19 protein-coding genes and 1 pseudogene are annotated in these 24,196 nt (G+C 73.6%); 9 read left to right on the top strand and 11 right to left on the bottom strand.

Translation table 11 applies throughout. The annotated features are described in order from the left end of the window. The first annotated feature begins 52 nt into the window (after positions 1–52). Complete coding sequence (locus ACQYWQ_RS10770) at positions 53–616, top strand: MarR family winged helix-turn-helix transcriptional regulator (protein ID WP_431034083.1); 564 nt, start codon at positions 53–55, stop codon at positions 614–616. On the opposite strand, the gene ACQYWQ_RS10765 is transcribed toward ACQYWQ_RS10770, so the two are convergent. From ACQYWQ_RS10765 to sdhC, 5 genes are all read right to left on the bottom strand, one after another. Continuing rightward, on the bottom strand, positions 592–1,080 hold the full coding sequence (locus ACQYWQ_RS10765; RefSeq protein WP_431034082.1) for a hypothetical protein: 489 nt from the start codon (positions 1,078–1,080) through the stop codon (positions 592–594). The two genes, ACQYWQ_RS10770 and ACQYWQ_RS10765, sit on opposite strands and share 25 nt — an antisense overlap. Before the next feature lie 108 nt (positions 1,081–1,188). After that, on the bottom strand, positions 1,189–1,950 hold the full coding sequence (locus ACQYWQ_RS10760) for a succinate dehydrogenase iron-sulfur subunit (protein ID WP_431034080.1): 762 nt from the start codon (positions 1,948–1,950) through the stop codon (positions 1,189–1,191). Then, positions 1,950–3,704, bottom strand: a complete 1,755-nt coding sequence (gene sdhA, locus ACQYWQ_RS10755; RefSeq protein WP_431039142.1) for a succinate dehydrogenase flavoprotein subunit — start codon at positions 3,702–3,704, stop codon at positions 1,950–1,952. Before sdhA ends, ACQYWQ_RS10760 begins: the two co-directional genes overlap by 1 nt. Positions 3,705–3,729: 25 nt before the next feature. Next, complete coding sequence (locus tag ACQYWQ_RS10750; RefSeq protein ID WP_431034078.1) at positions 3,730–4,206, bottom strand: succinate dehydrogenase hydrophobic membrane anchor subunit; 477 nt, start codon at positions 4,204–4,206, stop codon at positions 3,730–3,732. Positions 4,207–4,210: 4 nt separating this feature from the next. Further along, a complete protein-coding gene (gene sdhC, locus ACQYWQ_RS10745) occupies positions 4,211–4,591 on the bottom strand; it encodes a succinate dehydrogenase, cytochrome b556 subunit (RefSeq protein ID WP_431034077.1) in 381 nt (126 codons plus the stop codon). A gap of 588 nt (positions 4,592–5,179) precedes the next feature. Between sdhC and ACQYWQ_RS10740 the strand changes: the two genes are divergently transcribed. From ACQYWQ_RS10740 to ACQYWQ_RS10730, 3 genes and pseudogenes are all read left to right on the top strand, one after another. Beyond that, on the top strand, positions 5,180–6,823 hold the full coding sequence (locus ACQYWQ_RS10740) for a beta-N-acetylhexosaminidase (RefSeq protein WP_431034076.1): 1,644 nt from the start codon (positions 5,180–5,182) through the stop codon (positions 6,821–6,823). A gap of 308 nt (positions 6,824–7,131) precedes the next feature. Next, positions 7,132–7,887, top strand: a pseudogene (locus ACQYWQ_RS10735) (RNA polymerase sigma factor); the annotation flags it as partial. Between the two features lie 374 nt (positions 7,888–8,261). Beyond that, a complete protein-coding gene (locus ACQYWQ_RS10730; RefSeq protein ID WP_431034074.1) occupies positions 8,262–9,314 on the top strand; it encodes a hypothetical protein in 1,053 nt (350 codons plus the stop codon). Positions 9,315–9,507: 193 nt separating this feature from the next. On the opposite strand, the gene ACQYWQ_RS10725 is transcribed toward ACQYWQ_RS10730, so the two are convergent. Continuing rightward, a complete protein-coding gene (locus ACQYWQ_RS10725) occupies positions 9,508–10,401 on the bottom strand; it encodes a peptidoglycan-binding protein (protein ID WP_431034072.1) in 894 nt (297 codons plus the stop codon). Between the two features lie 427 nt (positions 10,402–10,828). On the opposite strand from ACQYWQ_RS10725, the gene leuE reads away from it, so the two are divergent. Then, the gene (gene leuE, locus ACQYWQ_RS10720) at positions 10,829–11,482 is read left to right on the top strand and encodes a leucine efflux protein LeuE (RefSeq protein ID WP_431034071.1); all 654 of its coding nucleotides are present in this window, start codon (positions 10,829–10,831) and stop codon (positions 11,480–11,482) included. Between the two features lie 40 nt (positions 11,483–11,522). Here the strand turns inward: leuE and ACQYWQ_RS10715 are convergent, their stop codons facing one another. Next, positions 11,523–13,037, bottom strand: a complete 1,515-nt coding sequence (locus ACQYWQ_RS10715; RefSeq protein WP_431034070.1) for an FAD-dependent monooxygenase — start codon at positions 13,035–13,037, stop codon at positions 11,523–11,525. A 101-nt stretch (positions 13,038–13,138) separates the two neighbouring features. On the opposite strand from ACQYWQ_RS10715, the gene ACQYWQ_RS10710 reads away from it, so the two are divergent. Beyond that, positions 13,139–13,801 carry a TetR/AcrR family transcriptional regulator C-terminal domain-containing protein gene (locus tag ACQYWQ_RS10710; RefSeq protein WP_431034069.1) on the top strand — a complete coding sequence of 221 codons (663 nt, stop codon included), beginning with the start codon at positions 13,139–13,141 and terminating at the stop codon, positions 13,799–13,801. A 151-nt stretch (positions 13,802–13,952) separates the two neighbouring features. Here ACQYWQ_RS10710 and ACQYWQ_RS10705 read toward each other — a convergent pair whose 3' ends face one another. After that, the gene (locus ACQYWQ_RS10705; protein WP_431034067.1) at positions 13,953–15,128 is read right to left on the bottom strand and encodes an acyltransferase family protein; all 1,176 of its coding nucleotides are present in this window, start codon (positions 15,126–15,128) and stop codon (positions 13,953–13,955) included. A gap of 460 nt (positions 15,129–15,588) precedes the next feature. Here ACQYWQ_RS10705 and ACQYWQ_RS10700 point away from each other — a divergent pair, with 460 nt between their 5' ends. Together ACQYWQ_RS10700 and ACQYWQ_RS10695 are read left to right on the top strand one after the other, a co-directional pair. Then, the gene (locus tag ACQYWQ_RS10700) at positions 15,589–17,145 is read left to right on the top strand and encodes a hypothetical protein (RefSeq protein WP_431034065.1); all 1,557 of its coding nucleotides are present in this window, start codon (positions 15,589–15,591) and stop codon (positions 17,143–17,145) included. A gap of 55 nt (positions 17,146–17,200) precedes the next feature. Continuing rightward, the gene (locus ACQYWQ_RS10695) at positions 17,201–19,576 is read left to right on the top strand and encodes a glycosyltransferase (protein WP_431034064.1); all 2,376 of its coding nucleotides are present in this window, start codon (positions 17,201–17,203) and stop codon (positions 19,574–19,576) included. Between the two features lie 150 nt (positions 19,577–19,726). Here ACQYWQ_RS10695 and ACQYWQ_RS10690 read toward each other — a convergent pair whose 3' ends face one another. The 3 genes from ACQYWQ_RS10690 to ACQYWQ_RS10680 all read right to left on the bottom strand — a co-directional run bounded on the left by ACQYWQ_RS10690 (position 19,727) and on the right by ACQYWQ_RS10680 (position 22,521). Continuing rightward, a complete protein-coding gene (locus tag ACQYWQ_RS10690) occupies positions 19,727–21,073 on the bottom strand; it encodes a polysialyltransferase family glycosyltransferase (protein WP_431034062.1) in 1,347 nt (448 codons plus the stop codon). Next, a complete protein-coding gene (locus ACQYWQ_RS10685) occupies positions 21,070–22,047 on the bottom strand; it encodes a glycosyltransferase family 2 protein (RefSeq protein ID WP_431034060.1) in 978 nt (325 codons plus the stop codon). The genes ACQYWQ_RS10690 and ACQYWQ_RS10685 overlap by 4 nt, the downstream gene beginning before the upstream one ends. Positions 22,048–22,179: 132 nt before the next feature. Next, positions 22,180–22,521 (bottom strand): hypothetical protein, encoded by a 342-nt coding sequence (locus ACQYWQ_RS10680; protein WP_431034059.1) that lies wholly within the window; start codon positions 22,519–22,521, stop codon positions 22,180–22,182. 350 nt (positions 22,522–22,871) lie between these two features. Here ACQYWQ_RS10680 and ACQYWQ_RS10675 point away from each other — a divergent pair, with 350 nt between their 5' ends. Beyond that, the gene (locus tag ACQYWQ_RS10675) at positions 22,872–24,170 is read left to right on the top strand and encodes a DUF6716 putative glycosyltransferase (protein ID WP_431034057.1); all 1,299 of its coding nucleotides are present in this window, start codon (positions 22,872–22,874) and stop codon (positions 24,168–24,170) included. The last annotated feature ends 26 nt before the right edge of the window (positions 24,171–24,196 follow it).

The raw sequence follows: 24,196 nt of genomic DNA, 5'->3' as shown, positions 1-24,196 counted from the left end.
ACCGAAATACCTGAACCCGTGGTCCGGCCCCACGCGCGTAGGCTGCTCCGACATGGACGCAACGCCGCCGCCTCCAGGGCCCCGTGACCTCGTGGACGCGCACGTCGAGCGCTGGACACCGCTCTATCCCGCACTCGACCCGGACATCGAGGGCGCCGTCGTGCGTATGCAGAAACTCGTGGGGCACCTGGCGCGGGTCAAGGCGCGGGGGCTGGCGGCGCACGACCTGGCCCCGCACGAGTTCGACACGCTCTTCGCGCTCGTCGGGGCGGGCGGCGGCGCGAGCCCCTCCGCGCTCGCCTCGGGGCTGGACCTCGCGCCCGCCTCGGTCACGGGCCGTATCGACGGCCTGGAGCAGCGCGGTTACGTGCGCCGGGTGCCCTCGGCCACCGACCGCCGCAGGACCCTCGTCCACCTCACGGACGAGGGCCGGGCGGTGTGGCAGGGCGCCATCGAGGTGATGGGCGGCGAGGAGGAGCGGCTGCTGCACGCGCTCGACGCGGACGAACGGCGGCTGCTGAGCGACCTGTTGCGGAAGGTGACGCTGCGGGCGTACGGGCCCGAGGACCCGTCACCCGCCCCGCCCCCGCCTCACACGCTCAGCGACCGCGCGTAGTTCACCTGCTGCATGACCTGGGGGAAGCTCCAGGGACCGAGCGCGGGGAGCATCGTGGAGTGGTGGTGGCCCGCGCTCGTCACTGTCACCTGGATGAAGCCGCTCGTCGTGCGCTCCTTCATGAGGAGGAAGAGCAGGCCGAGGCCGCAGAACAGGACGCCGAAGATGATCGCGAGGATGATGCCGGCCTGGCTGATCTTCTCCTCGGTGCGGGACAAGTCGGCCACGTTCCACACCGAGCCCTTGAGCGGCATCGTCCCCGCGGGCGTCGCGATCTCCGTCTGCGTGACCAGGATGTCGCCGATCGCGATGAGCGGCGCGGGCCCGCCGAAGTAGGGGGCGCCTCCCGGCGCCGGGGGCTGCTGCGGGTAGCCGTACGAGGGCGGAGGCCCCCACTGCGGCGCGCCACCCGGCCCCTTCGCGTACGGGCTGCTGTCCTCGGGCCCGGGCGGCGGTGTGCTCATACGTGTCCCCCATATGGGTGAGTCGGTGAGCAGCATGGTGACACACGACGGGGCCGCCACCCCCGGCAAGGGGGGCGACGGCCCCGTACGACGAACGTCCGCGGGAACTCAGTAGCGGCGCGTGATGAGCGCCCGCTTGACCTCCTGGATCGCCTTCGTCACCTCGATGCCGCGCGGGCAGGCATCGGTGCAGTTGAAGGTGGTGCGGCAACGCCACACGCCGTCACGGTCGTTGAGGATTTCGAGCCGCTGGCTGCCGGCCTCGTCGCGCGAGTCGAAGATGAAGCGGTGCGCGTTGACGATCGCCGCGGGGCCGAAGTACTGGCCGTCGTTCCAGAACACCGGGCACGAGGAGGTGCACGCGGCGCACAGGATGCACTTGGTGGTGTCGTCGAAGCGCTCGCGGTCCTCCGCGGACTGGAGCCGCTCGCGGGTCGGCTCGTTGCCCGTCGTGACGAGGAACGGCATGACGTCGCGGTACGCCTGGAAGAACGGCTCCATGTCCACCACGAGGTCCTTGAGGACCGTGAGGCCCTTGATGGGCTCGACCGTGATGGGCTTGGCGGGGTTCAGGTCCTTGATGAGCGTCTTGCACGCGAGGCGGTTCTTGCCGTTGATCCGCATCGCGTCCGAGCCGCAGATCCCGTGCGCGCAGGACCGGCGGAACGTCAGGGTGCCGTCCTGCTCCCACTTGATCTTGTGGAGGGCGTCGAGCACGCGCTCCTTGGGGTCCATCGGGAGCTGGAAGTCCTGCCAGACGACATCGGCGGAGACCTCCGGGTTGAACCGGCGGACCCGCACGGTGACCGTGATGAGGTGGTCCGAGGCGGCACCGGCCGCCTCCACCTTGTCCATGATCGCGGTAGTCATCAGTACTTACGCTCCATCGGCTGGTAGCGGGTCTGCACGACCGGCTTGTAGTCGAGGCGGATCGCCTCGGTGCCGTCGGCGGAGACCTCGCGGTACGCCATCGTGTGACGCATGAAGTTGACGTCGTCGCGGGTGGGGAAGTCCTCGCGGTAGTGACCGCCGCGCGACTCCTTGCGGGCGAGCGCGGAGGTCGCCATGACCTCGGCGAGGTCGAGCAGGTTGCCCAGCTCGATCGCTTCGAGGAGGTCGGTGTTGAAGCGGCGGCCCTTGTCCTGGATCGCCACGTTCTTGTAGCGGGCGCGCAGTTCGGCGATCTTCTCGACCGCCGTCTTGATCGTCTGCTCGGTGCGGAACACCATCACGTTGGCGTCCATGCACTCCTGCAACTCGTTGCGCAGTACGCCGACCTTCTCGGTGCCCGTCGAGTTCCGCAGCCGCTCGACCTGTGCGACGACCTGCGACTCCGGGTCCTCGGGAAGCGGCGCGAAGTCGTTGGCGTGCGCGTACTCGGCCGCGGCGATGCCCGCACGGCGCCCGAAGACGTTGATGTCGAGCAGCGAGTTGGTGCCGAGCCTGTTGGCGCCGTGCACCGACACGCAGGCGACCTCGCCCGCCGCGTACAGCCCGGGCACGACCGTCGTGTTGTCGGCGAGCACCTCGCCCTGCACGTTGGTCGGGATACCGCCCATCGCGTAGTGGGCGGTCGGCTGGATCGGGATCGGGTCCGTGTACGGCTCGATGCCGAGGTACGTACGCGCGAACTCGGTGATGTCGGGGAGCTTCGCGTCCAGCTGCTCGGGCGGCAGGTGGGTCAGGTCCAGGTACACGTGGTCGCCGTCGGGGCCGCAGCCGCGGCCCTCGCGGATCTCGGTGTAGATCGAGCGCGAGACGACGTCGCGCGAGGCGAGGTCCTTCATGACGGGCGCGTACTTCTCCATGAAGCGCTCGCCGTCCTTGTTGCGCAGGATGCCGCCCTCGCCGCGCGCGCCCTCGGTGAGCAGGATGCCCATGCGCCAGATGCCCGTCGGGTGGAACTGGAAGAACTCCATGTCCTCCAGCGGAAGGCCGCGCCGCCACACGGCGGCCTGCCCGTCACCCGTCAGGGTGTGCGCGTTCGACGTCACCTTGAAGAACTTGCCGGTCCCGCCGGAGGCGTAGATGACCGACTTCGCCTGGAAGACGTGGATCTCGCCGGTGGCCAGCTCGTACGCCACGACACCGGCCGAGCGCTTGACGCCGTCGACCTCGGTGAGGAGCTGGTCGAGCACGTAGAACTCGTTGAAGAACTCCACGCCCTCCTTGACGCAGTTCTGGTACAGCGTCTGGAGGATCATGTGACCGGTGCGGTCCGCCGCGTAGCAGGAGCGGCGCACGGGCGCCTCGCCGTGGTTGCGGGTGTGCCCGCCGAAGCGGCGCTGGTCGATCGTGCCGTCCGGGGTGCGGTTGAACGGCAGGCCCATCTTCTCCAGGTCGAGGACCGAGTCGATGGCCTCCTTCGCGAGGATCTCGGCGGCGTCCTGGTCGACCAGGTAGTCACCGCCCTTGATCGTGTCGAAGGTGTGCCACTCCCAGTTGTCCTCCTCGACGTTGGCGAGGGCCGCGGCCATGCCGCCCTGCGCCGCGCCGGTGTGGGAGCGGGTGGGGTAGAGCTTGGTCAGCACGGCGGTACGGCTGCGCTTGGTCGCCTCGATGGCGGCGCGCATGCCCGCGCCACCGGCGCCGACGATGACGGTGTCGTACTTGTGGATCTTCAGCTTCATGATTCTCGTGGCCCCGGCTCTAACGGATGTTCGGGTCGAAGGTGAAGATCACCAGCGTGCCCAGCAGGACGGTGAAGATGGTCGCCGCCCACAGCAGGCCCTTGAGCCACATGCGGGTCGCGGGGCGCTCGGCGTAGTCGTTGATGACGGTGCGCAGGCCGTTGCCGCCGTGCAGCATCGCGAGCCACAGCATGAGCAGGTCCCAGCCCTGCCAGAACGGCGAGGCCCAGCGGCCCGCGACGAACGCGAAGCCGATCTTCTGCACCCCGCCGTCCAGGAAGAGCTGGATGAGCAGGTGCCCGAGGACGAGGACGACCAGGACGACGCCCGACAGGCGCATGAACAGCCAGGCGGCCAGTTCGAAGTTGCGCTGCGGGTTCTTCTTCGTCTTCTTGGTGCGCTGCCGGGGCGGCTCGATGACCGGCGCCGGATTGTCGACGTCGTAGAGCGAGGCGCCCTCGACGGGGCCGATCGCGGAGGAGGTCTCGGTGGACATCGCGTCAGCTCCCGAACAGTTGACGTGCGGCGTGGCCGAGGACGGAGTAGAGCGAGCCGAGCATCAGCACGACCCACACCACGAGGACCGTCCACAGCATCTTCTTCTGGTGACGGGGGCCCTTCGACCAGAAGTCGACGGCGATGATGCGCAGGCCGTTGAGCGCGTGGAAGAGGATCGCGGCGACGAGGCCGTACTCCAGCAGCGCGACGACCGGATTCTTGTAGGTGGCAACGACGTCGTCGTACGCCTCGGGGGAGACACGCACGAGCGCGGTGTCCAGGACGTGTACGAACAGGAAGAAGAAAATGAGGACGCCGGTGACTCGATGAGCCACCCAGGACCACATTCCTTCCCGGCCGCGGTACAGCGTTCCAGCCGGCACGGAAGAACCCTCCGGGGAAAGGATTGGGAGCCTGCCGCGATCCATTCCTGTCGACGGTCGGCCCGGCCGGGTACGGTCCACCGGCCCCGGCCATCGTAGTCACGGGCGGGGGTCCGCCCCGCACGGGGGCGTGCGGTGTGATCAAACTGGCACGTACGGGCGAAGGACTCGCCCGAAAGGGTGTGTTCGGCCGCCCCACCTGGGGCCCGGCAGGCGTCCGATCAGGGCCGATGCCTGCCGGTATGCGGCGCGGTGACGCCCGTTCGGCTCCCTCGGAGCGCCTGTGGACGCGCTGTGCCGCGCGTGTCGGACACGGCCGTACGGGGCAGACGCGGCCCCGGGGCGGGGCACGGGCGGGGCGGGGCACGGGCGGGGCGGGGCACGGGCGGGGGGCGGCCCGGGCACGTACCGGCCTTCCTTGGGCCCCGATTCGTCAGGAGGCCGCTCACACGTCATCCGAACGAGCGGCGGGGCGCGTGGAGTGACACCGTGTCGGCGACGGCGGGAAGGGATGCCCCACGGCGGCGAGCGCCCGGCAGCCCCGCCCGCACGCGCATCACCCGTACCCGAACAGCGAGGACGTGACCCGTGGCCGAGCACCGCCGCCAGGACCCCCACGACCCGGGCGGACGGCGCCGCCGTGCGGCGTGGGCATCGATCTCGGCGCTCGTCGTCGCCGCGGCCGTCGTGCTCGGCCTCACGGTGTGGCCGGGCGGCGACCACGGCGGGGACGGGGGCGGCCCGGGCACGGCGAGCAGCGCCGACGCGCTCACCGACTCGCCGACGCCCGCCGCCTCGTACCCCGTGGCGAAGCCCCCGCGCACGATCCCCTCCGTACGCGATTTCCAGGCCGCGCGCGGTCCCGGCTGGAAGCCCGCGAAGTCCGCGCGTGTCCTCGCGGGGGACGAGGGGCTCGCCGATGAGGCGAAGCTTCTCGCGGGCGAACTCGGCATGAGGTACGGGGGCGAAGCGGAGCCGAGGCGCGGGGACGTGTGGCTCGGGCTCGACGAGAAGGCGAAGGGCGGCGACGAGGCGTACACGCTGCGCGTCGCGGGCGGCCAGGCGCGGATCACTTCGGCGGGCCAGGACGGGGTGTGGTGGGGCACCCGTACGCTCAAGCAGTCCGTGCGCGCGGACGGCACGGCGCCCGAGGGCACCGTCAGCGACCGGCCGGCCAAGCCGCAGCGCGGGTTCATGCTCGACGTCTCCCGCAAGTGGTACGACGAGGACTGGATCAAGGCGCGGATCGCGGAACTCGCCGACCTCAAGTACAACCAGTTCGGCCTGCACTTCTCCGACGACCAGGCCTTCCGCGTCGAGTCCTCCTCGCACCCCGAGATCGTCTCGGCGCAGCACCTGACGAAGGCGCAGGTCCGCTCGATCGTCGCGTACGCGGCGGCGCGGCACGTCACCGTCGTCCCCGAGATCGACTCGCCCGGCCACCTCGGCACGGTCATCAAGGCGCACCCCGGGCTCCAGCTGCGGGACGCCGCGGGCAAGACCGTCGAGGGCGCGGTCGACATCGGGAACCCGGAGGCGGCCCGGATCGTCGACGACCTGCTCAAGGAGTACGCGAGCCTCTTCCCCGGGCGGTGGTGGCACCTCGGCGCCGACGAGTACCAGGCGCTCGTCCGCTCCGACCCGGAGGCGTCCTTCCCCCAGCTGGCCGCGCTCGCCCGGAAGAAGTACGGGGAGAAGGGCCGGGTGCGGGACCTCGCCCAGGCGTGGCTGAACGACCGCGCGAAGACCGTGCGCGAGGCCCGCGAAGGGCGCGTCGCGCGGGCCTGGAACGACGGTTTCCTCGCGGAGGGCCAGGTGGTGGCCGACCGCACGGTGGAGGTCGCCTACTGGACGGGCAAGGAACTCGGCGCGCGCCCGCCCGCCGCGTACCTCGCCGAGGGCCGCCCGGTCCTCAACTACAACGACGAGTTCCTGTACTACGTCCTCGGCGAGCCCAACACCTTCACGTACCCGACGGGGCAGCGCATCTACGAGAGCTGGACCCCGCGCGTCCTGCGCGGCACGAGCCCCGTCCCCGCCTCCTACGACCACCTCATCGAGGGCGGCGGCTTCGCGGTGTGGGGCGACTTCCCGAACGCGCAGACGCAGGACCAGGTCGCGACGGGCATCCGCATGCCGCTGCGCGCCCTGGCCGAGAAACTGTGGCCGCGGGCGGAGAAACCGGCGAGGAGCTGGGCGGACTTTCAGACGGTGTCACGGGCGATCGGCTGAGCGAGCCGGTACCCGTCGAGGAGCCGCACGAAGGCGAACGGCCGAGGTCGCCACCCCCCACAGGAGAGACCCCGGCCGTCGCACGGCACGGGCCGCTTGAGGGCCCGTACTTCCTACTGCGTCATCGTCTCCCGAGACGTCACACCCGGACGGTCACGTGTCGGTAACGCTTCGTGGTGCGCGGGGCGGGGGTGAAGGTCCGGCTCGGCCTGAAAGGGTGGAGTACTGGCCAAGTGACCGGTAGCGTGCTGATTCGCGCCGGACCGGACACGGGCCCGGTGGTGACGCGAGTGGGGGCAGGCTGAGGGGTGCTGGGGGACGACGCGGAGCTGACCGCCGCGGTACTCGCGGCTCAGCGGGGGGACGAGGCCGCTTTCCGCACGGTGTACCGCGAGGTGCAGCCGCGGCTGCTCGGCTACATCAGGACCCTCGTCGGCGAGGCCGATGCCGAGGACGTCGCCTCGGAGTCCTGGCTCCAGATAGCGCGTGACCTGGCCAGGTTCGAGGGCGACGCGGACCGCTTCAGGGGCTGGACCGCGCGGATAGCGCGCAATCGCGCGCTCGACCACATCCGGATGCGCGGCCGCCGCCCCGCCGTCGGCGGCGACGAGTCCGAACTCACCGTGCGCGCGGGGGACTCCGACACGGCGGGCGAGGCCATCGAGGCACTCGCCACCGGCGAGACGCTCGCGCTCATCGCGCGCCTCCCGCAGGACCAGGCCGAGGCCGTCGTCCTGCGCGTCGTCGTGGGCCTCGACGCGAAGAGCGCGGCGGCGACCCTCGGCAAACGTCCGGGCGCGGTACGCACGGCGGCCCACCGCGGACTGAAGAAACTGGCCGAACTCCTGGGCGGCCGCGAGGCGGACGGGGTGGACGGGGTGGACGGGAGGGCCGGGAGCATCGGCGGCGGAACGGGCATCGCCGACGCGGGCGAGGGCCCGGGCACGGCCGGTTCCACGGCCGGACGGGGGCCGGGCGGCTCCGGCGGACCCGCGGGCCCGGGGGGCGCGGGAGGAACGGGGGGCACGAGCGGTCCCGGCGGGGCAGGGGTCCCCGGGGGCGTGCGCGGCGCGGGCGGCAGGCTGCCCAGCGGCCCGCGCGGCACGACGGGCGCGGTGCGCGACAGCGTGCACGGCGGTACGGGCCGCCCGCCCGGCGAGGACACGCACGGACCCGGCGGGACATGTCCGTACGGCGACCCGGCCGCGTACGGCGACCCGGCCTCGTACGGGGACGCCGTCCCGTACGAGGACGAGCACGCCCACGGCCGCCCGCACCCCGCCGCCGGGCACCCCGCACCCGGCGGGCACCCCGCCCCCGGGCAGCCCGCCCGGCGCACCGCCGTGCCCGCGCAGCGGCGGGGCGAGGGCCAGGGCGCGCGGCAGTCGGTGCCCGCGGGGGCGGCGTCCTGCCCGGGCGCCCTGCGGAAGGAGACGTGATGGCCGAGGAGTCAGGCGGCGCCCGCGCGAGCGCCGCGCCGCGCCGCGGCGGTCCCGCGCCCGCCGCGCGTGTCCCGCGCGCCCTCGCCCGTTCGGCGCGGGCCGCGCTGCTCGCCGAGCGCCCGTACGAGACACTCGCCCCGCGCGCCCGCACCGAGGCCCTGCGCATCGAGACGGCGCTCGGCACCCTGACCCGCCCCGAGGGGCGGCCGGAGCCCTCGGCCGAACTCCTCGCGGCCTTCCGCGCGGGAGCGGCGCGCGACGCGCGTCGCACCGACACCGGGGCGACCGCCGCCACGGCGCGGGTGCGCGGGGGGCGGCGGGCCAGGCTGCTCGCCGCGGGGGTGCTGAGCCTCGGGATGGTCGGCGGGGTCGCCGTCGCGGGCGGCACCGGCGCGCTCACCTCCTTCCCCGGCCGCCCGAGCTTCCCCAAGACGGTCCAGCCGCGCGATCCCGGCACCGCCCCCGCGGGACCCGCCACGCCCCCGGGCCTCGTTCCCGGCGCCACCTCGCTCCCCGACCCGGCCGGGGAGCTGCTCGCCCCGGGCCCCCGGAGCCCCGAGTCGCCCGCGAGCCCCTCGCCGAGCCCTACGCGGCCGGGCCCCCGCGCCTCGTCCGGCACGGCGACCGCCTGCCGCGCGCATGCGCGCGGGCACGTCGAGCGGGCGGTGGAACGGCGGCTCGTGGCGCTCGCGGGCGGCACCGAGCGGGTCGACGCCTACTGCGAGGCGCTCCTGCGCGGCGGGATGCCCGGCCCTGGGCCCACGCTGTCGGCTCCCGCCCCCGCGACCCCCTCGCTCACCCTCCCGGACCTCCCCACCACGTACCCGACCTTCGGCTTCGAGGAGCCCTCGGGCAGCCCGAGCCCGACGCCCTCTTCCCCGGGCTCTTCCCCGGAGGAGCCGGGCGGCGACTCGCCGACGCGGGGCCCGCACGAGACGAGCCCGTCCCCGCCGGTGGACGACCCGCCACCCTCAGGGGAACTCCCCGCCCCCTCGGACTCGCCGGACCCCTCGGCGCCCCCCGCCGAGGACGTCCCCGACCTCCCCTGAGCGGCCGCGCGGGGGCGCGCGCGAACGGGGTGTGACACTTTTCGCGCCCTCGGCGCAGAGGTAAGTGAGCCGACTGGTCATCGGCTGTCGCACGAGCCGGGGTTCCCCCCGTACCACCGGCTCGTTGCCACCGGCGCGGGCGGGACACGTTCCCCCGGTCCCGTCCGCGCCTCGGCACCTACCGAGCGGACGCTCAGTACACGATCACCTTGTCGCCCGTGCGCACCGTGTCGAAGAGCGCGGCGACCTTCGCCTCGTCCCGTACGTTGACGCAGCCGTGCGAGGCGCCCGCGTAGCCGCGCGCGGCGAAGTCGGGGGAGTAGTGCACGGCCTGGCCGCCGCTGAAGAAGAGCGCGTACGGCATGGGCGTGTGGTAGATCGTCGAGACGTGGTCGCGGGACTTCCAGTAGACCGTGAAGGTGCCGTCGCGGGTCGGCGTGTAGGCGGAGCCGAAGCGGACGTCCATGACGGAGACGACGCGCCCGTTCACCATCCACGCGAGGGTGCGGCTCTTCTTGCTGACGCACAGCGCGCGGCCCGTGAGGCAGCGCGGATCGGGCTTGCTCGGCGGCAGCGTCGTCTCCGGGTACAGCTCGGCCTTCGTCGGCGCCGGCCCGGCGGCCCCGAGCCGCGCCCACGTCGCCGCGTCGAGGACTCCGCTCGCCCCGAGCCCCCGGTCCCGCTGGAACGCGGCGACGGCCTGCGCGGTGACGTCCCCGAAGTACCCCGTCGGCTGCTGCCGGAAGAACCCGAGCGCCCACAACCGGGCTTGCAGCACACGGACTTCGCCGGTGCGCTGGCCCTTGCGGGGGAGGGCGGGGGCTGGTGGCGCCGTGGTACGGGCGGGGGCGCTGGTGCGCGGGGCAGGCGGCGGCGGGCTGCTGGTACGGAGCGGAGCGGGGCGGGCGGGAGCCGGGGCGGGACTCGTACGGGCCGGAGGCGGACTCGTACGGGCCGGGGCGGTCGAGCCGACGGAGCCGGGCGCCTTCGCGTCGGACACGCCGGGCGCGGCCACCCCGTCGACCCTGCACCCCGCGAGCACGAGCACCCCGCACACACCTGCCACCACAGCCGGTCCGCGTCGCATCCGCATCCCCTCCTCGTCCGGACGCCTTGTCAATTCCCCGGTCAAGAGGGGACGAACCGCCGCGCGGGAAGGAGGGCGCGAGCCACCACCGGGCGAAGGGGCCCGCCCCCGTGAGGAACGTCCGGCTGACGTTGAGCGGCTTCCGACCCGCTGGAGCGAGGACTGCCCGGTCACCGTGTGGAGATTCTCCGGGGGAGGCTCACCGCGACACCGCCGCCGGACGGTACGCACGCCCTGTCGTTGCGTGGGCCGGTCGAGGCGTTCGCCGGGGCCGGGGCAGGGAAGGCCGGGCCGAGATACGTCCAGGGCCTCGGCCTCTGGCTTCCTGCCCGCTCCGACGACCACGGCCGGGGGCGGCGCCGGCCCTGGGCGTCCGGCTGCCGAAAAGGGACTGTCCGGGCTCGTACGGGCGTGCGACACTGCCGCCATGTTCGGCGTCATCGACCTCCCCACGTACCTCGCGGGCGTGGCTCTCATCGTTCTGCTGCCCGGTCCCAATTCGCTCTACGTGCTCTCGGTGGGGGCGCGGCGGGGGATTCGCACCGGGTACAAGGCCGCCGCCGGGGTGTTCCTCGGGGACACGGTGCTCATGACGCTCTCGGCGGCGGGCGTCGCCTCGCTGCTCCAGGCGAACGAGGTCCTGTTCTCGGTCGTCAAGTACGCCGGTGCCGGTTATCTGACCTGGCTCGCCTACGGGATGATCCGCTCCGCGCTCGCGCTGTGGCGCACGCGAAGGGAGCGGGCCGCCGAGGCGGCGGGCGAGCAGGCGCCGGCCGAGCGCGAACGGCCCTTCCGCCGGGCCTTCGTGATCAGCCTCTTCAACCCGAAGGCGATCCTCTTCTTCATCGCCTTCTTCGTGCAGTTCGTCGACCCCGCGTACGCCCACCCGGCGCTCTCCTTCGTCGTGCTCGGCTTCTTCGCCCAGCTCGCCAGCGCCCTCTACCTCAGCGTCCTCATCTTCGCGGGCACCCGCCTCGCCGCCGCCTTCACCCGCCGCCGTCGCCTCCGCGCCACGGCGACCTCGGCGGCGGGAGCGCTGTTCCTGGGCTTCGCGGTGAAGCTCTCGCTGAGCGGCGTGTAGCGGGAGTACGGGGCGGGGGCGGACGCCTCGTCTCGCGCGCTCAGCCCGCGGTGCCCGCCGTCCCCTCGGCCACGTGCGCCGCCGCCCCCAGGTGGCGCTCCAGCCAGGCCACCGCTCCCGCAGGGTCCAGGCCCTCGCCCGTGCCCGTCCAGGCCACGTAGCCGTCGGGGCGGATGAGGAAGAGACCTCGGCCGTAGGGGGCGTACGGGCCGACGGCGTGGGCGCGGACGTGCTCAGGGAGGCCGCTGGGGAGGGGAAGGGCGACCTCGTCGGGGGTGCGGCCCAGGCCCACGGCGAGGTAGGTCCAGTGCGGGCCGCGGAAGACGTCGAAGAGGCGCTCGCTCGGGGGGCCGCTGGGGCAGCCGTCCGGTGCCCGGTCGCCCGCGCGGAGCGGGGCGTCCGCCTCCAGTGTGTGCTCGCTCAGCGTCGAGTGCCGGTAGTTGAGGCTCAGTTGGCGGGTCTCCCCGCCCCTGCGGGTCTCGCCCCTGTGGACGCGGGTCGAGAGGTCGAGCATTCCGGCGGCGACCGCCCGGCGCTCCTCCTCGTACGTGGCGAGCAGTGCCTCCGGCGCGCCCGCGAGCACCGCGCCGAGCTTCCAGCCGAGGTTGTACGCGTCCTGGATGCTCGTGTTGAGGCCCTGGCCGCCCGCCGGTGAGTGGACGTGCGCCGCGTCCCCCGCGAGGAGGACGCGGCCCTCCTGGAAGCGGTCGGCGAGCGCCGCGCGCGCGGTGAAGGCCGATGCCCATGCGACGCCGGTGACCTGCGCGGGGGTGAGGTGCGTGCGCGCGGCGACCGTCGCCCGTACCGCCTCGGGGTCCGTGTCGACCGTCGTCCCCTCGGGGAAGGCCGTCATGAACTGGAAGTCCTCCGTCCCCGCGAGCGGGCACAGCGCGGCGTAGCCGCCGTCCGCGCCGGGGAAGACGTGCCAGTGGGTACGGGGCAGCGCGTCCCGGGTGAGCCGCACGTCGGCCACGAGCATCGGTTTCGGGTCCACCGTCCCGCCCGTCATGCCGATCCCGAGCAGCCGCCGCACCGCGCCGCGCGCCCCGTCGGCGCCGACGGCGTACCGGGCCCGTACGGTCCCCGCGCGCCCGGCGAAGCGCAGGTTCACCCCCTCGGCGTCCTGCTCCAGCCCGGTCAGCTCGTGCCCGTACGCGACCTCGCCGCCCAGCTCCAGGAGCCGCTCGCGAAGGAGCCTGGCCGTGCGCCACTGCGGCAGCATGAGCGAGCCGCCGTAGGGCTCGGTCGCGGTCGCCTCCGCCTCATCGATCATGCGGAACTCCTCGCCCGGGGTGCCGTCGTGCCAGGGCAGGTTGGGCGGGTACGGGCCGCCCGCCGCCAGGAAGCGGCTCGCCAGGCCGAGGTCGTCGAGCACTTCGAGGGTGCGGGACTGGATGCCCTTGCCGCGCGAACCGGCGAAGAGGTCGCCGCCGCGCTCGGCGAGCAGGACCCGTACGCCGCGGCGCACGAGGTCGATGGCGAGGGTCAGCCCGGTGGGGCCCGCGCCGATCACGGCGACGTCGACGACGGGGGTGGGGGTGTCCTGGGTCCGCATGATCACTCCTTAACGATGTTAAGTGCTGCTGTGCGCAAGGATGCGCTTAACGGTGTTAAGGAGTCAAGCGGGCGCACGTCCCCGCGGTCTACATTGGGGGCGTGGCCAGCAAGAATCAGACGCCCCGGCTCGGCCGGGCCCAGGTCGTGGACACCGCGCTGCGACTGCTCAACGAGGTCGGTCTCGACCGGCTCAGCCTGCGGCTCATCGCGACGGAACTGGAGGTCAAGGCGCCCGCGCTCTACTGGCACTTCCGTGACAAGCGCGAGCTGCTCGACGAGATGGCCACCGAGATGTACCGGCGGATGACGGCGGCGGGCGACGTGCCGCCCGGCCTCGCGCCCGGCGACTGGCGCGGGCGGCTCACCGCGAGCGCGCGCGGACTGCGCGCGGGACTGCTGTCGTGGCGCGACGGGGCCCGCGTCTTCTCGGGGACGCGGTTCACCGGCGACGAGCACGGCGCGGGCATGGAGGCCCAGCTCACCGTCCTGACGGCCGCCGGTTTCACCCTCGCGCAGGCGGCGACGACGGCCACGGCGCTCTTCACGTACGTCCTCGGCTTCGTCACCGAGGAACAGGGCATGATCGACTACGCGGACGACCCGCGCCCCGCCTTCGACCTCGCCGAACGCGAACGCCGCCTCGCCGCGACCCCCCTCGCCGCCGAGGCGGGCCCCTTCGTCTTCGGCGACTACGACGCGCGCTTCACGGAGGGCGTCGCACTGCTGGTGACGGGGGCGGGGGCGCGGTACGGGGTGGAGTGAGGGGGCCGGGGTCCTCTGCCGCGGGTCCCGGGTCCCCTCCGGGTGCGGGTTCTGCCGCGGGTCCGGGCTCCCCTCCGGGTGCGGGCTCTCCTCCGGGTGCGGGCTCTCCTCCGGGTGCGGGGCGCGGCATGCGTACGGGGGCCGCGCCGCCTCAGCGCCCCGTGCGCGCCTCCGCCACGCCGCGCGCCACCGCCCTGCGCAGCCTCGGCGTCAACGGCCGTTCCACGTACCGGTGCAGGAGCCAGGCGAGGAGCAGCATCGTGCCGATCGTCGCGGGGAACGTGATCGCCGCGGGGATGCCGAGCGAGACGTGCAGGGCGTGCACGACGACCCAGCCCAGGTGCTCGTGGACGAGGTAGAAGGGGTACGTGAGCGCCCCTGCCACCGTCAGCCAGCGCCAGTTGACGCGGTCGAGCCAGCCCACGGCGATCGCGGCGACGGCCGCGAAGCCGAGCGTCACGATCGCGATGATCACGACGGTGGAGCGGTACGAGAAGGCATGGGCCCCGTCCGGGTGCCACAGGTCTCCGACCGCGTAGTGCTGGCCGAGGAGCAGCCCGAGCAGCGCGAACCCCCAGCCGAGCACGTCGCGGCGGTCGCGGTGCACGAGGTAGAGGCCGATGCCGCCGACGAAGAACGGCGCGTAGCCCGGCATGAGGACCTGGTCGAGCAGCGCCGAGTCGGCCGCGTCGCCGAGGGCGGCGGCGAGCGTCCACAGCGCGCAGAAGAGGACGACCCTGCGCCGCGTGACCCCGGGCAGCACGACGCACACGGCGAAGAGCGCGTAGAAGCGGACCTCCGCCCACAGCGTCCAGCACACGCCGAGCACGCGGGGCGCGCCCAGCGGCATCTGGAGCAGCGTCAGGTTGAGCAGCGTGTCGCTCGGCGAGAGCGCGTGCCACAGGACCCACGGCAGCGCGAACACGCCGCTGACCAGGAGGATCGCCACCCAGTACGCGGGCATGAGGCGGGCCACGCGCGAGGCGAAGAAGTCCGTGAGGCCGCGGCCCCAGCCACTCATGCAGATCACGAAGCCGCTGATGACGAAGAAGATCTGCACGCCGAGCGGCCCGTAGGCGAACCACTCGTGCAGGCGCGGGAACTGCGCGGCGGGCGAGGCGCCCCAGGCCCGCGTGATGTCGCCTCCCCTGCCGCCGTAGTGGTAGCAGGCGACCATGAGCGCGGCCAGGAGGCGCAGGCCGTCGAGCGCGCGGAGGCGGGGGCGGCGGGGCGCGGGCGTGAGGGGCGCCGTCGCGGGGGCCGCGGCCTCGGCCGGGAGTGCGCGGCGGAGCGGGGCCGCGGGGACGGGGTCTGCGGGTGCGGACATGCGCGCCTTCCTCGGAACGGACGTCGGAGCGGACGGACGAATGGACGGACGAGCGGACGGGCGAGTGGGCCGCGGGCGGGCGAGCGGGCGGGGCAGCGGGGGCGGGTCGGTACGGCCGGGTTCACGGCGACCGGAAAGGGAGTGCCGCCGTTCCCGGTCGGGGGAGGTACGGCGGCTCCCGCAGCGTAGGGAGTGCGCGGGGGTGCCGTACGCCCCCAGCGGGCCCGTTCGCCGAGTCTTCGGCGAGAGTTCACCGGGACCGCCGCGGCTCGGCGTGTCCCGTGGGTACGGGATTCGCCGCCTCTTCGCTGCCCGTTCACCCGCGCGTGGCGGCGCTTTCCCCCGCGCGCCGAAGACTGCCGCACGCCCCTCGTCCACCACCACGCGCCCCGTACGGCGGGGAGCGCGGCCGTTCCCGGGGCGCACCGCACACCCGCACCACCGAACCGCCAGGAGAGCCATGCCGAGAAGCCGAGCCCTCAGCCCGCAGGAGGAGCGGGGTGCCGTCGAGGAGCCGCCGCCCGCCCTGGAGGAGTGCCTGCGGGCCTGTGCCACGCACAGCGGAAAGCTCGTCGCGGGTCTCGACCGCAGGCGCGGCGAACTCGCCGAGGCACTGAGGGCCTTGCTCGCCCTGCACGCCTCGCGCGCGCTCGCCACCACGAGCCAGCGCACCGAACGCGGCGCGGTCTCCGCGCTGTTGCGCCGCGCCCAGGCCACCGCGACCGGCGCGCCCGCCGCCCCGGGACCGCTCACGCTCGACAACGCGCTGCTCGACGCGCTCCTCGCCGTCGGCGGCAAGGCCCTGGACTGCGGCTACGAGGATGAGCGGGCCCTCGCGGACGTCGTCTCGCGCTGCCTGATCGCGCTGCGGAAGGGCTCGCGCGCCGCGTGGCGGCTGCGCGGGCGCGTACTGGAGGCGCAGGGCGCCTTCGACGAGGCGGCCGACGCCTACGGCGAGTACCTGGCCAGGACCGAGGAGGACGGCTTCGGGGTACGGGCCCGCGTCGCGGGACTCCGGCTCGCCGCTGAGCGCGAACGCGACCTCGCGGGGCTCCTCGCGGCGGCCCGCCCGGGCGCCGAGGCGTTTCGCGCGGAGCCGCTCACGGAGACCTGGTTCGACGGCCTGGAGCACGTCGCACGGGGGGAGACCGACGCCGCGCAGGACCGGTTCGCGGGGGCGCTGCTCGGTCTCGCCGACCGGGGCGAGTGGCGTGAGTTCCAGGACGCCCTGGGCCGCGCGCTCGACGTGAGCCTCCACGACCTCGACGGCCGCGTCACCTCGCCAGGTCCCGACGCGCCCGCCGCGGGGAGCGCGGACGACGACCCCCGCGCCGGGCTCAACGCCCTCCTCGCGCACTACGCCGACCTCGCCCGCTCGCGGCAGCGCGGCCCCGTCGAGGACCCCACCTTCGGTGGCGTGCGCTGGCTCTCGCTCGGCGAGTTCCGCAACAGGATCGCCGGGAAGTCCATCTGCCTCGTGGCCAACTCGGGGCGCGTGGGCTCGGGTTCGTTCGGCGCGGAGATCGACGCCTACGACCTCGTGGTGCGCTTCAACTCGTACCGCATCGACCCGCGGGCCACCGGGGCGCGCACCGACATCCACGTCACGATCCACAAGCACGCCTTCAACTGGGACCAGCACGTCGACACGCGGCTCGTCTTCGGCGGCGACGTGGGCGCCTGGCGCTCCTCACTGCGCAACCGGCTCGTGCCCGGCGCCCAGACGCACCTCGGCGACGACTCGTTGAGGTGGCCGCTGCGCGAGATCGGCAAGGTGGGGCCCGAGGAGTGGCCCGCGATCCCGACCACGGGCTTCAACACGCTCTTCCTCCTCGACTTCCTCGACGTGAACCCCGTCATCGACCTCATCGGCTTCGACTTCTACGAGAGCGGCGCCTACCGCACGAGCGAGGCCATGCGGATGCCCGTGACCTCGGTGCACGAGTACGCCGACGAGAAGACGTGGGTGCTCGACCGCGCGACGAAGGCGGACGAGCACCGGATCAGCCTGCGCTGAGCCCGGCACCGGTAACCCCCCTAGCTTTTCCCGGACTTGAGGACACCACCCCGCCATGCCCCGTATCACAGCCGACGCAGCCCCGCCCGCCGTCGCCACCCCCGCAGCGCCCGTGCGCGAGGCCGCGGGCGACGACGTGCGCGACCTCACGGGCAAGCGCCGTGTCGCCTTCGCGAGCTTCGTCGACGAGAACTACCTTCCCGGCTTCCTCGCCCTGCTGCGCTCCCTCGCCCTGAGCAACCCCGAGGTCTGCGAGGACTTCCTGGTCCTCCACGACGGCCTGCGCCCCGCCTCGCTCGCGCGCATCCGCGCCCTGCACCCGCGTATCGTCCCGCGCCGCGTCGACGCCGCCCGCTACGACGCCTACGCCAAGGGCGACCAGAACAACTACCTCGTCCGCAAGGCGTACTTCCTCCTCGACGTCTTCCGCGTCCGCGACTACGACACGATCATCACGCTCGACACCGACATGGTCGTCCTCGGGGACCTCTCCGAACTCCTGCGGCTGCGCGAAGGACTCGCCGCCGTACCGCAGTTCTTCTTCGGTACGCACAAGCTCAACAGCGGACTCCTCGTCATTCAGCGGGAGTTCCTCTCGGACGCCTTCTGCGAGCGCATCGATGAGACGGGCCTCTCGGGCACCTACGAACTCGACAAGCACGACCAGGGCATCCTGAACGCCGTGCTCGACGGGGACTTCGTGCGCCTGCCCGCGCGCTACAACTTCGTCAAGCGGCGCCTCTCGGGCGACAAGCCGGTGCCCGAGGACGCCGCCGTGCTGCACTTCACCGGGCGCCACAAGCCGTGGCAGGGCGGCGAGAACGGCTACGCCGAGGCCGAGGCCCGCTGGCGTGAATTCCACCTGACCGAGGCGGAGTTCCAGGACGCCTACCTCGCACTCCCCGGCGCCAAGCACCCCGACCTGCTCGTGCACCTCGGCACCCCGTACGTGCACCGCACGGGCGACGTCGAAGCCGCCCGCAGGATCGCCACCGCGCACATCGGCGCGGGGCACTTCGAGGAGGCCGTCGAGATCCTGCGCGCGGTCCGTGTTCCCGTGCACGAGGCGTGGCCGCACGAGGTGCTCGGGCACGCGCTGCTCAGCGTCTCGCGCTATGCCGAGGCCACCAGCCACCTGCTCCTGGCGGCCACCTCGCCGAACCGCGCCCCTACCGCCTACAGCCGCCTCGCGCAGATCGCCTGGGTCCACCACCGCGACGAGGAGGCCCACGCGTACGCGGAGAAGGGCCTCTCCGTCGACCCCACGCACCGCGCCTCGCGCATCTGGCACCAGCGCACCCGCCACGCGGCCCCCGGCGCCGTGGCACCGCAGCGCTCCGAAGGCGTCGCGCAGGATCAACTGGCCCATGTGGCCTTCTACATGGAGGGCCAGGGCAACGCGGGGGACAAGGTCCTGCCGGAGTCCGTGCGCCTCGCGATCGACCCCGACACCTCCGGGCGCCGCTGGCACTCCCTGCACGCGCACCGCCTCTTCGACCGCGCCGCGCTCGCCGAGGTCAACAAGCGGCGCGGGCTCGTCATCGGCGGCGGCGGCCTCTTCATCCCCGACACCGCGCCGAACGGCAACAGCGGCTGGCAGTGGAACGTACCGCCCGAGCACCTGCGCGCGATCGACGTGCCCGTCATCGTGCACGCGGTCGGCTTCAACGCCTTCGACGGCCAGTCCTACCGCCACCGCCGCTTCCACGAGAGCCTGCGGCTCCTCGCCGAGCAGGCCTCCTTCTTCGGCCTGCGCAACCACGGTTCGGTCGAGAAGGTACGGGCGCTGCTGCCCGCGCACCTGCGCGAGCGCGTGCGCTGGCAGCCCTGCCCGACGACAGTCACGCGCCACCTCGTCCCCGGCTGGACCGACCCGGTCGCGCGCGAGGACACGATCCTCCTCAACGCCGCGTACGACCGCGCGGGCCTGCGCTTCGGCCACGACTACCCGTACTTCCTCGACCAGATGGCCCGCGCGGTCCGGGGGCTCGGGGCCCTCGCCCAGGTGAAGATCGCCGCGCACGCGCTCGACGACGAACGCCTTGCCCACGACCTGCGCCGCACGCACGGCATATCCCTGCCCGTGCTGCCGATGTACGACTGGGACAACGACGAGATCCGCGCGGCGTACGCGAAGACGCGCCTGGTCATCGGGATGCGCGGCCACGCGGGCATGGTCCCCTTCGGCTGCGGCACCCCGATCCTGAGCCTCGTCTCGCACCCGAAGATGGCGTACTTCCTCGCCGACATCGACCGCCCCGAGTGGGGCATCAGCGTCCACGACCGCCACTTGGCCGACCACCTCACCGAGGCGGCCCGCGGCCTCCTCGCCGACCACGCGGCGAGCGTCGCGGACGTGCACGAGCGGCAGCGGATGCTGTGGGAGGTGACGCGCGCGAACGGCGCGGACATCAGGGCGGTGCTGGCCTAGAGCGGTGCGGGAAGAGGACGGCGGCGGGCGGCGGGACCGGGCTGCGGTACGGGGACGCGGCCGCGGTACGGGGACGGGCCGCAGTACGGGGACGGGGCCGCGGGAGGAGGCGCCCCTCCGTGGCCCCGTCCCCCCGCCGCCCCTACCGCCTCACTTCTTCCGTCCCACCCGCGACCGCAGCGCCCGCGTCCTGCGCGCGACCTTCCGCACGGTCGCGTTGCGCGGCAGGAAGCCCAGCTGTTGCGGCACCCCGCCGGGCAGGCCCAGCGTCGTGAGGCGCTTGCGCTTGACGTAGCGCCGGGCCGTCTCCTCGCCGCACGCGGCGAGGTGGGCCTCGGCGCGGGCGCGGAGCCCGGGGTGGATCTTCGGCTGCATCGCGAAGCCCACGGCGACGAGGAGTTCCTGCGTGGCGGGACCGGCCGCGAGGTCCTGGGCCGCGACCGCTTCGGGGTCCGACAGGTCCGGGAGGAGGGCGTCCACGAGCGTGACGGGGACGCGGTTGCTGTTCTCGAACGGTGTGAGGCGGTCCAGGAGCCTGCCCGTCCCCGTCCTGGCCACCGGCAGCCCGTAGAGCTTCGCCGCCGTGAGCAGCGCCGTCGAGAAACAGCCCACGACGAGTGCGGGACGGAGAGCCGGGTACAGCGTCTCGGCGAGCAACGGCACGTCGATGACGTGGAGTTCGGCTCCCAGGCGTTCCGCCTCCGTCTCCATCAGGCGGGCCCAGCGCGCCGGGGCCGTGGGGTGCGGCTTGAAGACGAGGTGCCGGTGACCGAGCGCCACGGCTCCGCGCACCATGTCGGCGTGGAGCGTCTCCTCCTCCTCGGCGGTGAGGATGCCGAGCGCGGAAAGGTACTGCCCGAGGAGCAGCGCCGGACGCTGTCCGGGGAGCCCCGGCAGCTCGGGAGTCTCCTCCGCCACCTCGGCGAGCACCCGTACGAAGGCCGCCGCGTCCACGACCTCCCTGCGCACCCCGAACTCGCTGAGCAGCAGCGGCTCCAGGCCGGGTACGAGGTCGAGGTGGAGGAGCCGTTCGATGCGGGTGCCGAGGAGCGGGTCGAGCTTGTTCCGGGTCGGCCCGTAGCTCATGAGCCCGTCCGCGTAGACGTCCACGCGCGCGCCCGTGAAGATCGTCGTCACGGCGAGCGCGGGCACCACCTGGATCGACTCGACGGCGAACTCGACCTCCTCGTCCGGCCCGAGGCCCCACAGCAGGCGCAAGTACCTTTCCCACAGGGGCACGTCGTCGGGTGCCGGGTCCCATGCGCCGGGGTGGAAGGGCGCGATGGCCTCGTTCCAGTGCCGCACCTCGTCGAAGCGCGTGCGCAGGCGTCCGAAGCCGGCGAGCGCCTCGGGGCCCGGGGTCGTCTCGGGGTTCGCCGCGTTGTTGCTGAGCAGCAGGATCGTGCGGTCGACGGGCGTGAACTGCCCGGCGTCCAGGGCGGCGGCGAGCGTCGCCGTGCCGTACAGCGTCGACGCGAGGAAGATACGGGCGCTCACGCGGCCACCCCCACGGCGGGACGGCGCCGCAGCCGGCGGAGAAGCCCCGCCCGCTCGACGTCCATCGAGGCGAGCGCCGCGGCGAGCACGTCCTGCGGCAGGCGCCGCAGCGCGGCAGCGCTCCGCGACCTCAACTCCCGTGCCACGGAGGGCTGGAAGTGCTCGGTGCGTCCGAGATGGTGGGCGATGATCGCGCAGTACGTGCGCACGGCCTTCGGGAGCAGCAGGGCGGCGTCGGGATCGGTGGCGGTCTCCCGTACGACCTGGTCGAAGGCGGGCAGGAAGTCGAGCTGGCGCATGTCGCCGATCTGTGTGAGCGAACTGCCCACGCCCCGCCGGTAGAAGTACCCGAGCGTGTTCACGGCCGCGCAGCTCTTCGCCTCCCTGTGCAGCCGCCAGATCCACGGCCGGTCCTCGGCGGTGCGCAGCCCCTCGGGGAAGTCGAGCAGGCCCTGCTCCAGCAGGCGCCGGTGGTACAACCCGGCCCAGGAGTACGGGTAGTCGACGGAGGTGGAGCGCTCGGCGGGGAGGATGAGCGCCCGCGGGTCGAGCACGACCCCGCGCCGCCCGATGGGCGCCCGGTACACGGTGCGCGCCCGCGCGGTGCAGCGCACGTGGTCGACGCGCAGGAAGTCGACACCGAGCCGCTCGGCGTCGTCGAGGAGCCGCGCGAGATACCCGGGCGCGAGCCAGTCGTCCCCGTCGAGGAACGTCAGCCACTGCCCGCGCGAGGCGGCGAGCCCGCTGTTCCGCGCCGTCCCGATACTGCTGTTCTTCTCGTGCCGCACGACTCTCGCCGCGGCCCCGAGCCCCCCGAGCGCGTCCGCCACCACCTCCCCGCTCCCGTCGTCGGAACAGTCGTCCACGAAGACGAATTCGAAGTCCGCACGGGCATTGGCACGCAGGGAACGCAGCGCGTCGGACACATAGGGCCGCACATTGTGGAACGGCACGATGACGGAGAGCTTGAGCACGAGCGCGACGGTAGGCCCTGTCCCGCCCCCGCGGCTGACCGCCAGGCGTCCGGGGGGTGAACGAGGCGAGGCGAATGGGCCAAGTCCCGCCCGGCCGGGGGTGCGGCCCCGGCCGGGCGGCCCGGGGCGACCTCAGATCTTCAGGCTCGCGCCGTACACGTCCTTGATGGCGCCCCGGTCGACGAGGTCCACGACGTTGCCCGTGCAGTGGGGGCCCGCGTAGATGACGGCGTTCTTGTTGGTGGAGTTCGCGACCCGGAAGACGACCGGCTCGGCGCCGAGCGTGACGCACCCGGACGGGTTCTCGAAGGCGGTTCCGTTGATGGTCAGGGTCCCCTCCGCCGCGTGCGCGAGGGGCGCGGCGAGCAGCGCGGCCCCCGCGGCGAGCGGGGCGAGCAGCGCGAGGCGGAGCCGGGCGGTACGGCGGGGGACGGCGGGCTGGGCGGTGGTGTCGGGGGTCCGGTGCGTACGCATGGGTGACCGTCCTTTCGGCGCGGAGCCGTATGCCCCGCTCACCCACACCAACGACGGCTCCCCCGCCGCGCCGCGGGGCGCCCGAGTGCGTGCCGGGGGCGCGTGGGGCGCGGGGCGCTCGGCAGTGGCGTACGGGGCGCTCCGCCGCGGCGTACGGGGCGCTCGGCAGCGGCGTACCGGGCGCTCGGCAGCGGCGTACGGGCACGCCCTTTTCGCTGGGCCGTTCGGGCGGCCCGGACCTGCGGCTTCCCCCGTAAGGCGCACCACTTCCCCCACTCGCGGTGCGCTGTTCACCCGCCGTTGCTGTCGTGTTGGGTGTCCCATCGGAAACGGTTCCTAGCGTCCGGGGTGTGTCAGAAAGCAAGCCGAAGTCCCTGCGTGTGGCGGTCCTCGCCGACTCGGACACGCGGTGGAAGTGGGGGGCCCTCACCGCCGCCCGCGTCACCGGGTGCGAGGAGCCGGACGGGTTCCTGCTGCGCGGGCGTGCCACGCCCACCGCGCGGCAGCTCCGCGAGGTCGGCGTGCGGGCGGCGTCGCTGCGCGAAGTGACCGCGAACGGGTTCGTACGGGCCGTGGGCGAGACGCGGTACGACGTCGTCGTGCTCGCGCTCGTCGGGGGCGGCGTGCAGGCCCTCGTGCACGGGCTGAGGTACGCCTGGCAGGGCGCCGCCAAGCGGCCCGTGCTCGTCACCGGCTACGTCGGGGTCGTCTACGAGAAGCTCGCCGACGGGCTCCTGCTGCGGCACGGCGCCGACGTCGTGCTCGCCAACTCGCGCGACGACGCCGAACGCTTCCGCGCCGTGTACGAAGGCGTCGGCGCGGACAGCGCGAGCGTCGTCGAGTGCGCGCTGCCCTTCCTCCGGGGCGAGCCCGCCACCGGGAACACCGACGGCCCCGTCGTCTTCGCCGTGCAGCCCTCCGTGCCCGAGCGCCGAGCCGACCGGCTCTACCTCCTGCGCCGCGCCGCCCAGCACGCCAGGCTCCACCCCGAGCGCGAGGTACTCGTCAAGCTCCGCTCCCGGCCGGGCGAGCACACGACACACATCGAGGAGCAGCCGTACCAGAAGCTCGCCCGCGCGATCGAGCTGCCGCCCAACTGCCGCCTCGAATACGGGCACATGGGCACCATCCTGGACACCGCGAGCCTCCTCGTCACGGTCAGCTCCACGGCCGCGCTCGAAGCGCTCCACCGCGGGGTGCCCACCGCCGTCCTCACCGACCTCGGCATCCGTGAGGCACTCGGCAACCACGCCTTCCTCGGTTCCGGCTGCCTCACCTCCTGGGACGCGCTCGACGCGGGGCACCTCCCGAAGGCCGACCCCGCCTGGGCGGCGCGCCAGGGCGTCGCGAGCGACCGCCCGTACGAGAGCGCCTTCGACGCCGCGCGCGCCCGTATCACCGCACTGCTCGCCAGGCCCCAACTGCCGCCGCTCTCCCCGTACTACACGCTCGCGACCGCCCCCGGATACCTGCCAGGCATCCTCGCCCGCCACCACCTCGCCCCCGACGGCTCGCCGCTGCCGGGCGCGCCGAGCGACGCGCGCCCGCCCGGGCCGCTCAAGCAGGTCGTGCGGCAGGCCGCGCGCGGCGCCTACCGGCACGGCGTCCAGCGCGTCGCGCCCGTCATCCGCCGCATGGGGGAGCTGTGACCACGCACGCGGGCACGGCAGGCACC

The sequence above is a fragment of the Streptomyces sp. P6-2-1 genome (assembly GCF_050613165.1).
GTDB lineage: Bacteria > Actinomycetota > Actinomycetes > Streptomycetales > Streptomycetaceae > Streptomyces.
This window is presented reverse-complemented; position numbering and strand designations above follow the sequence as displayed.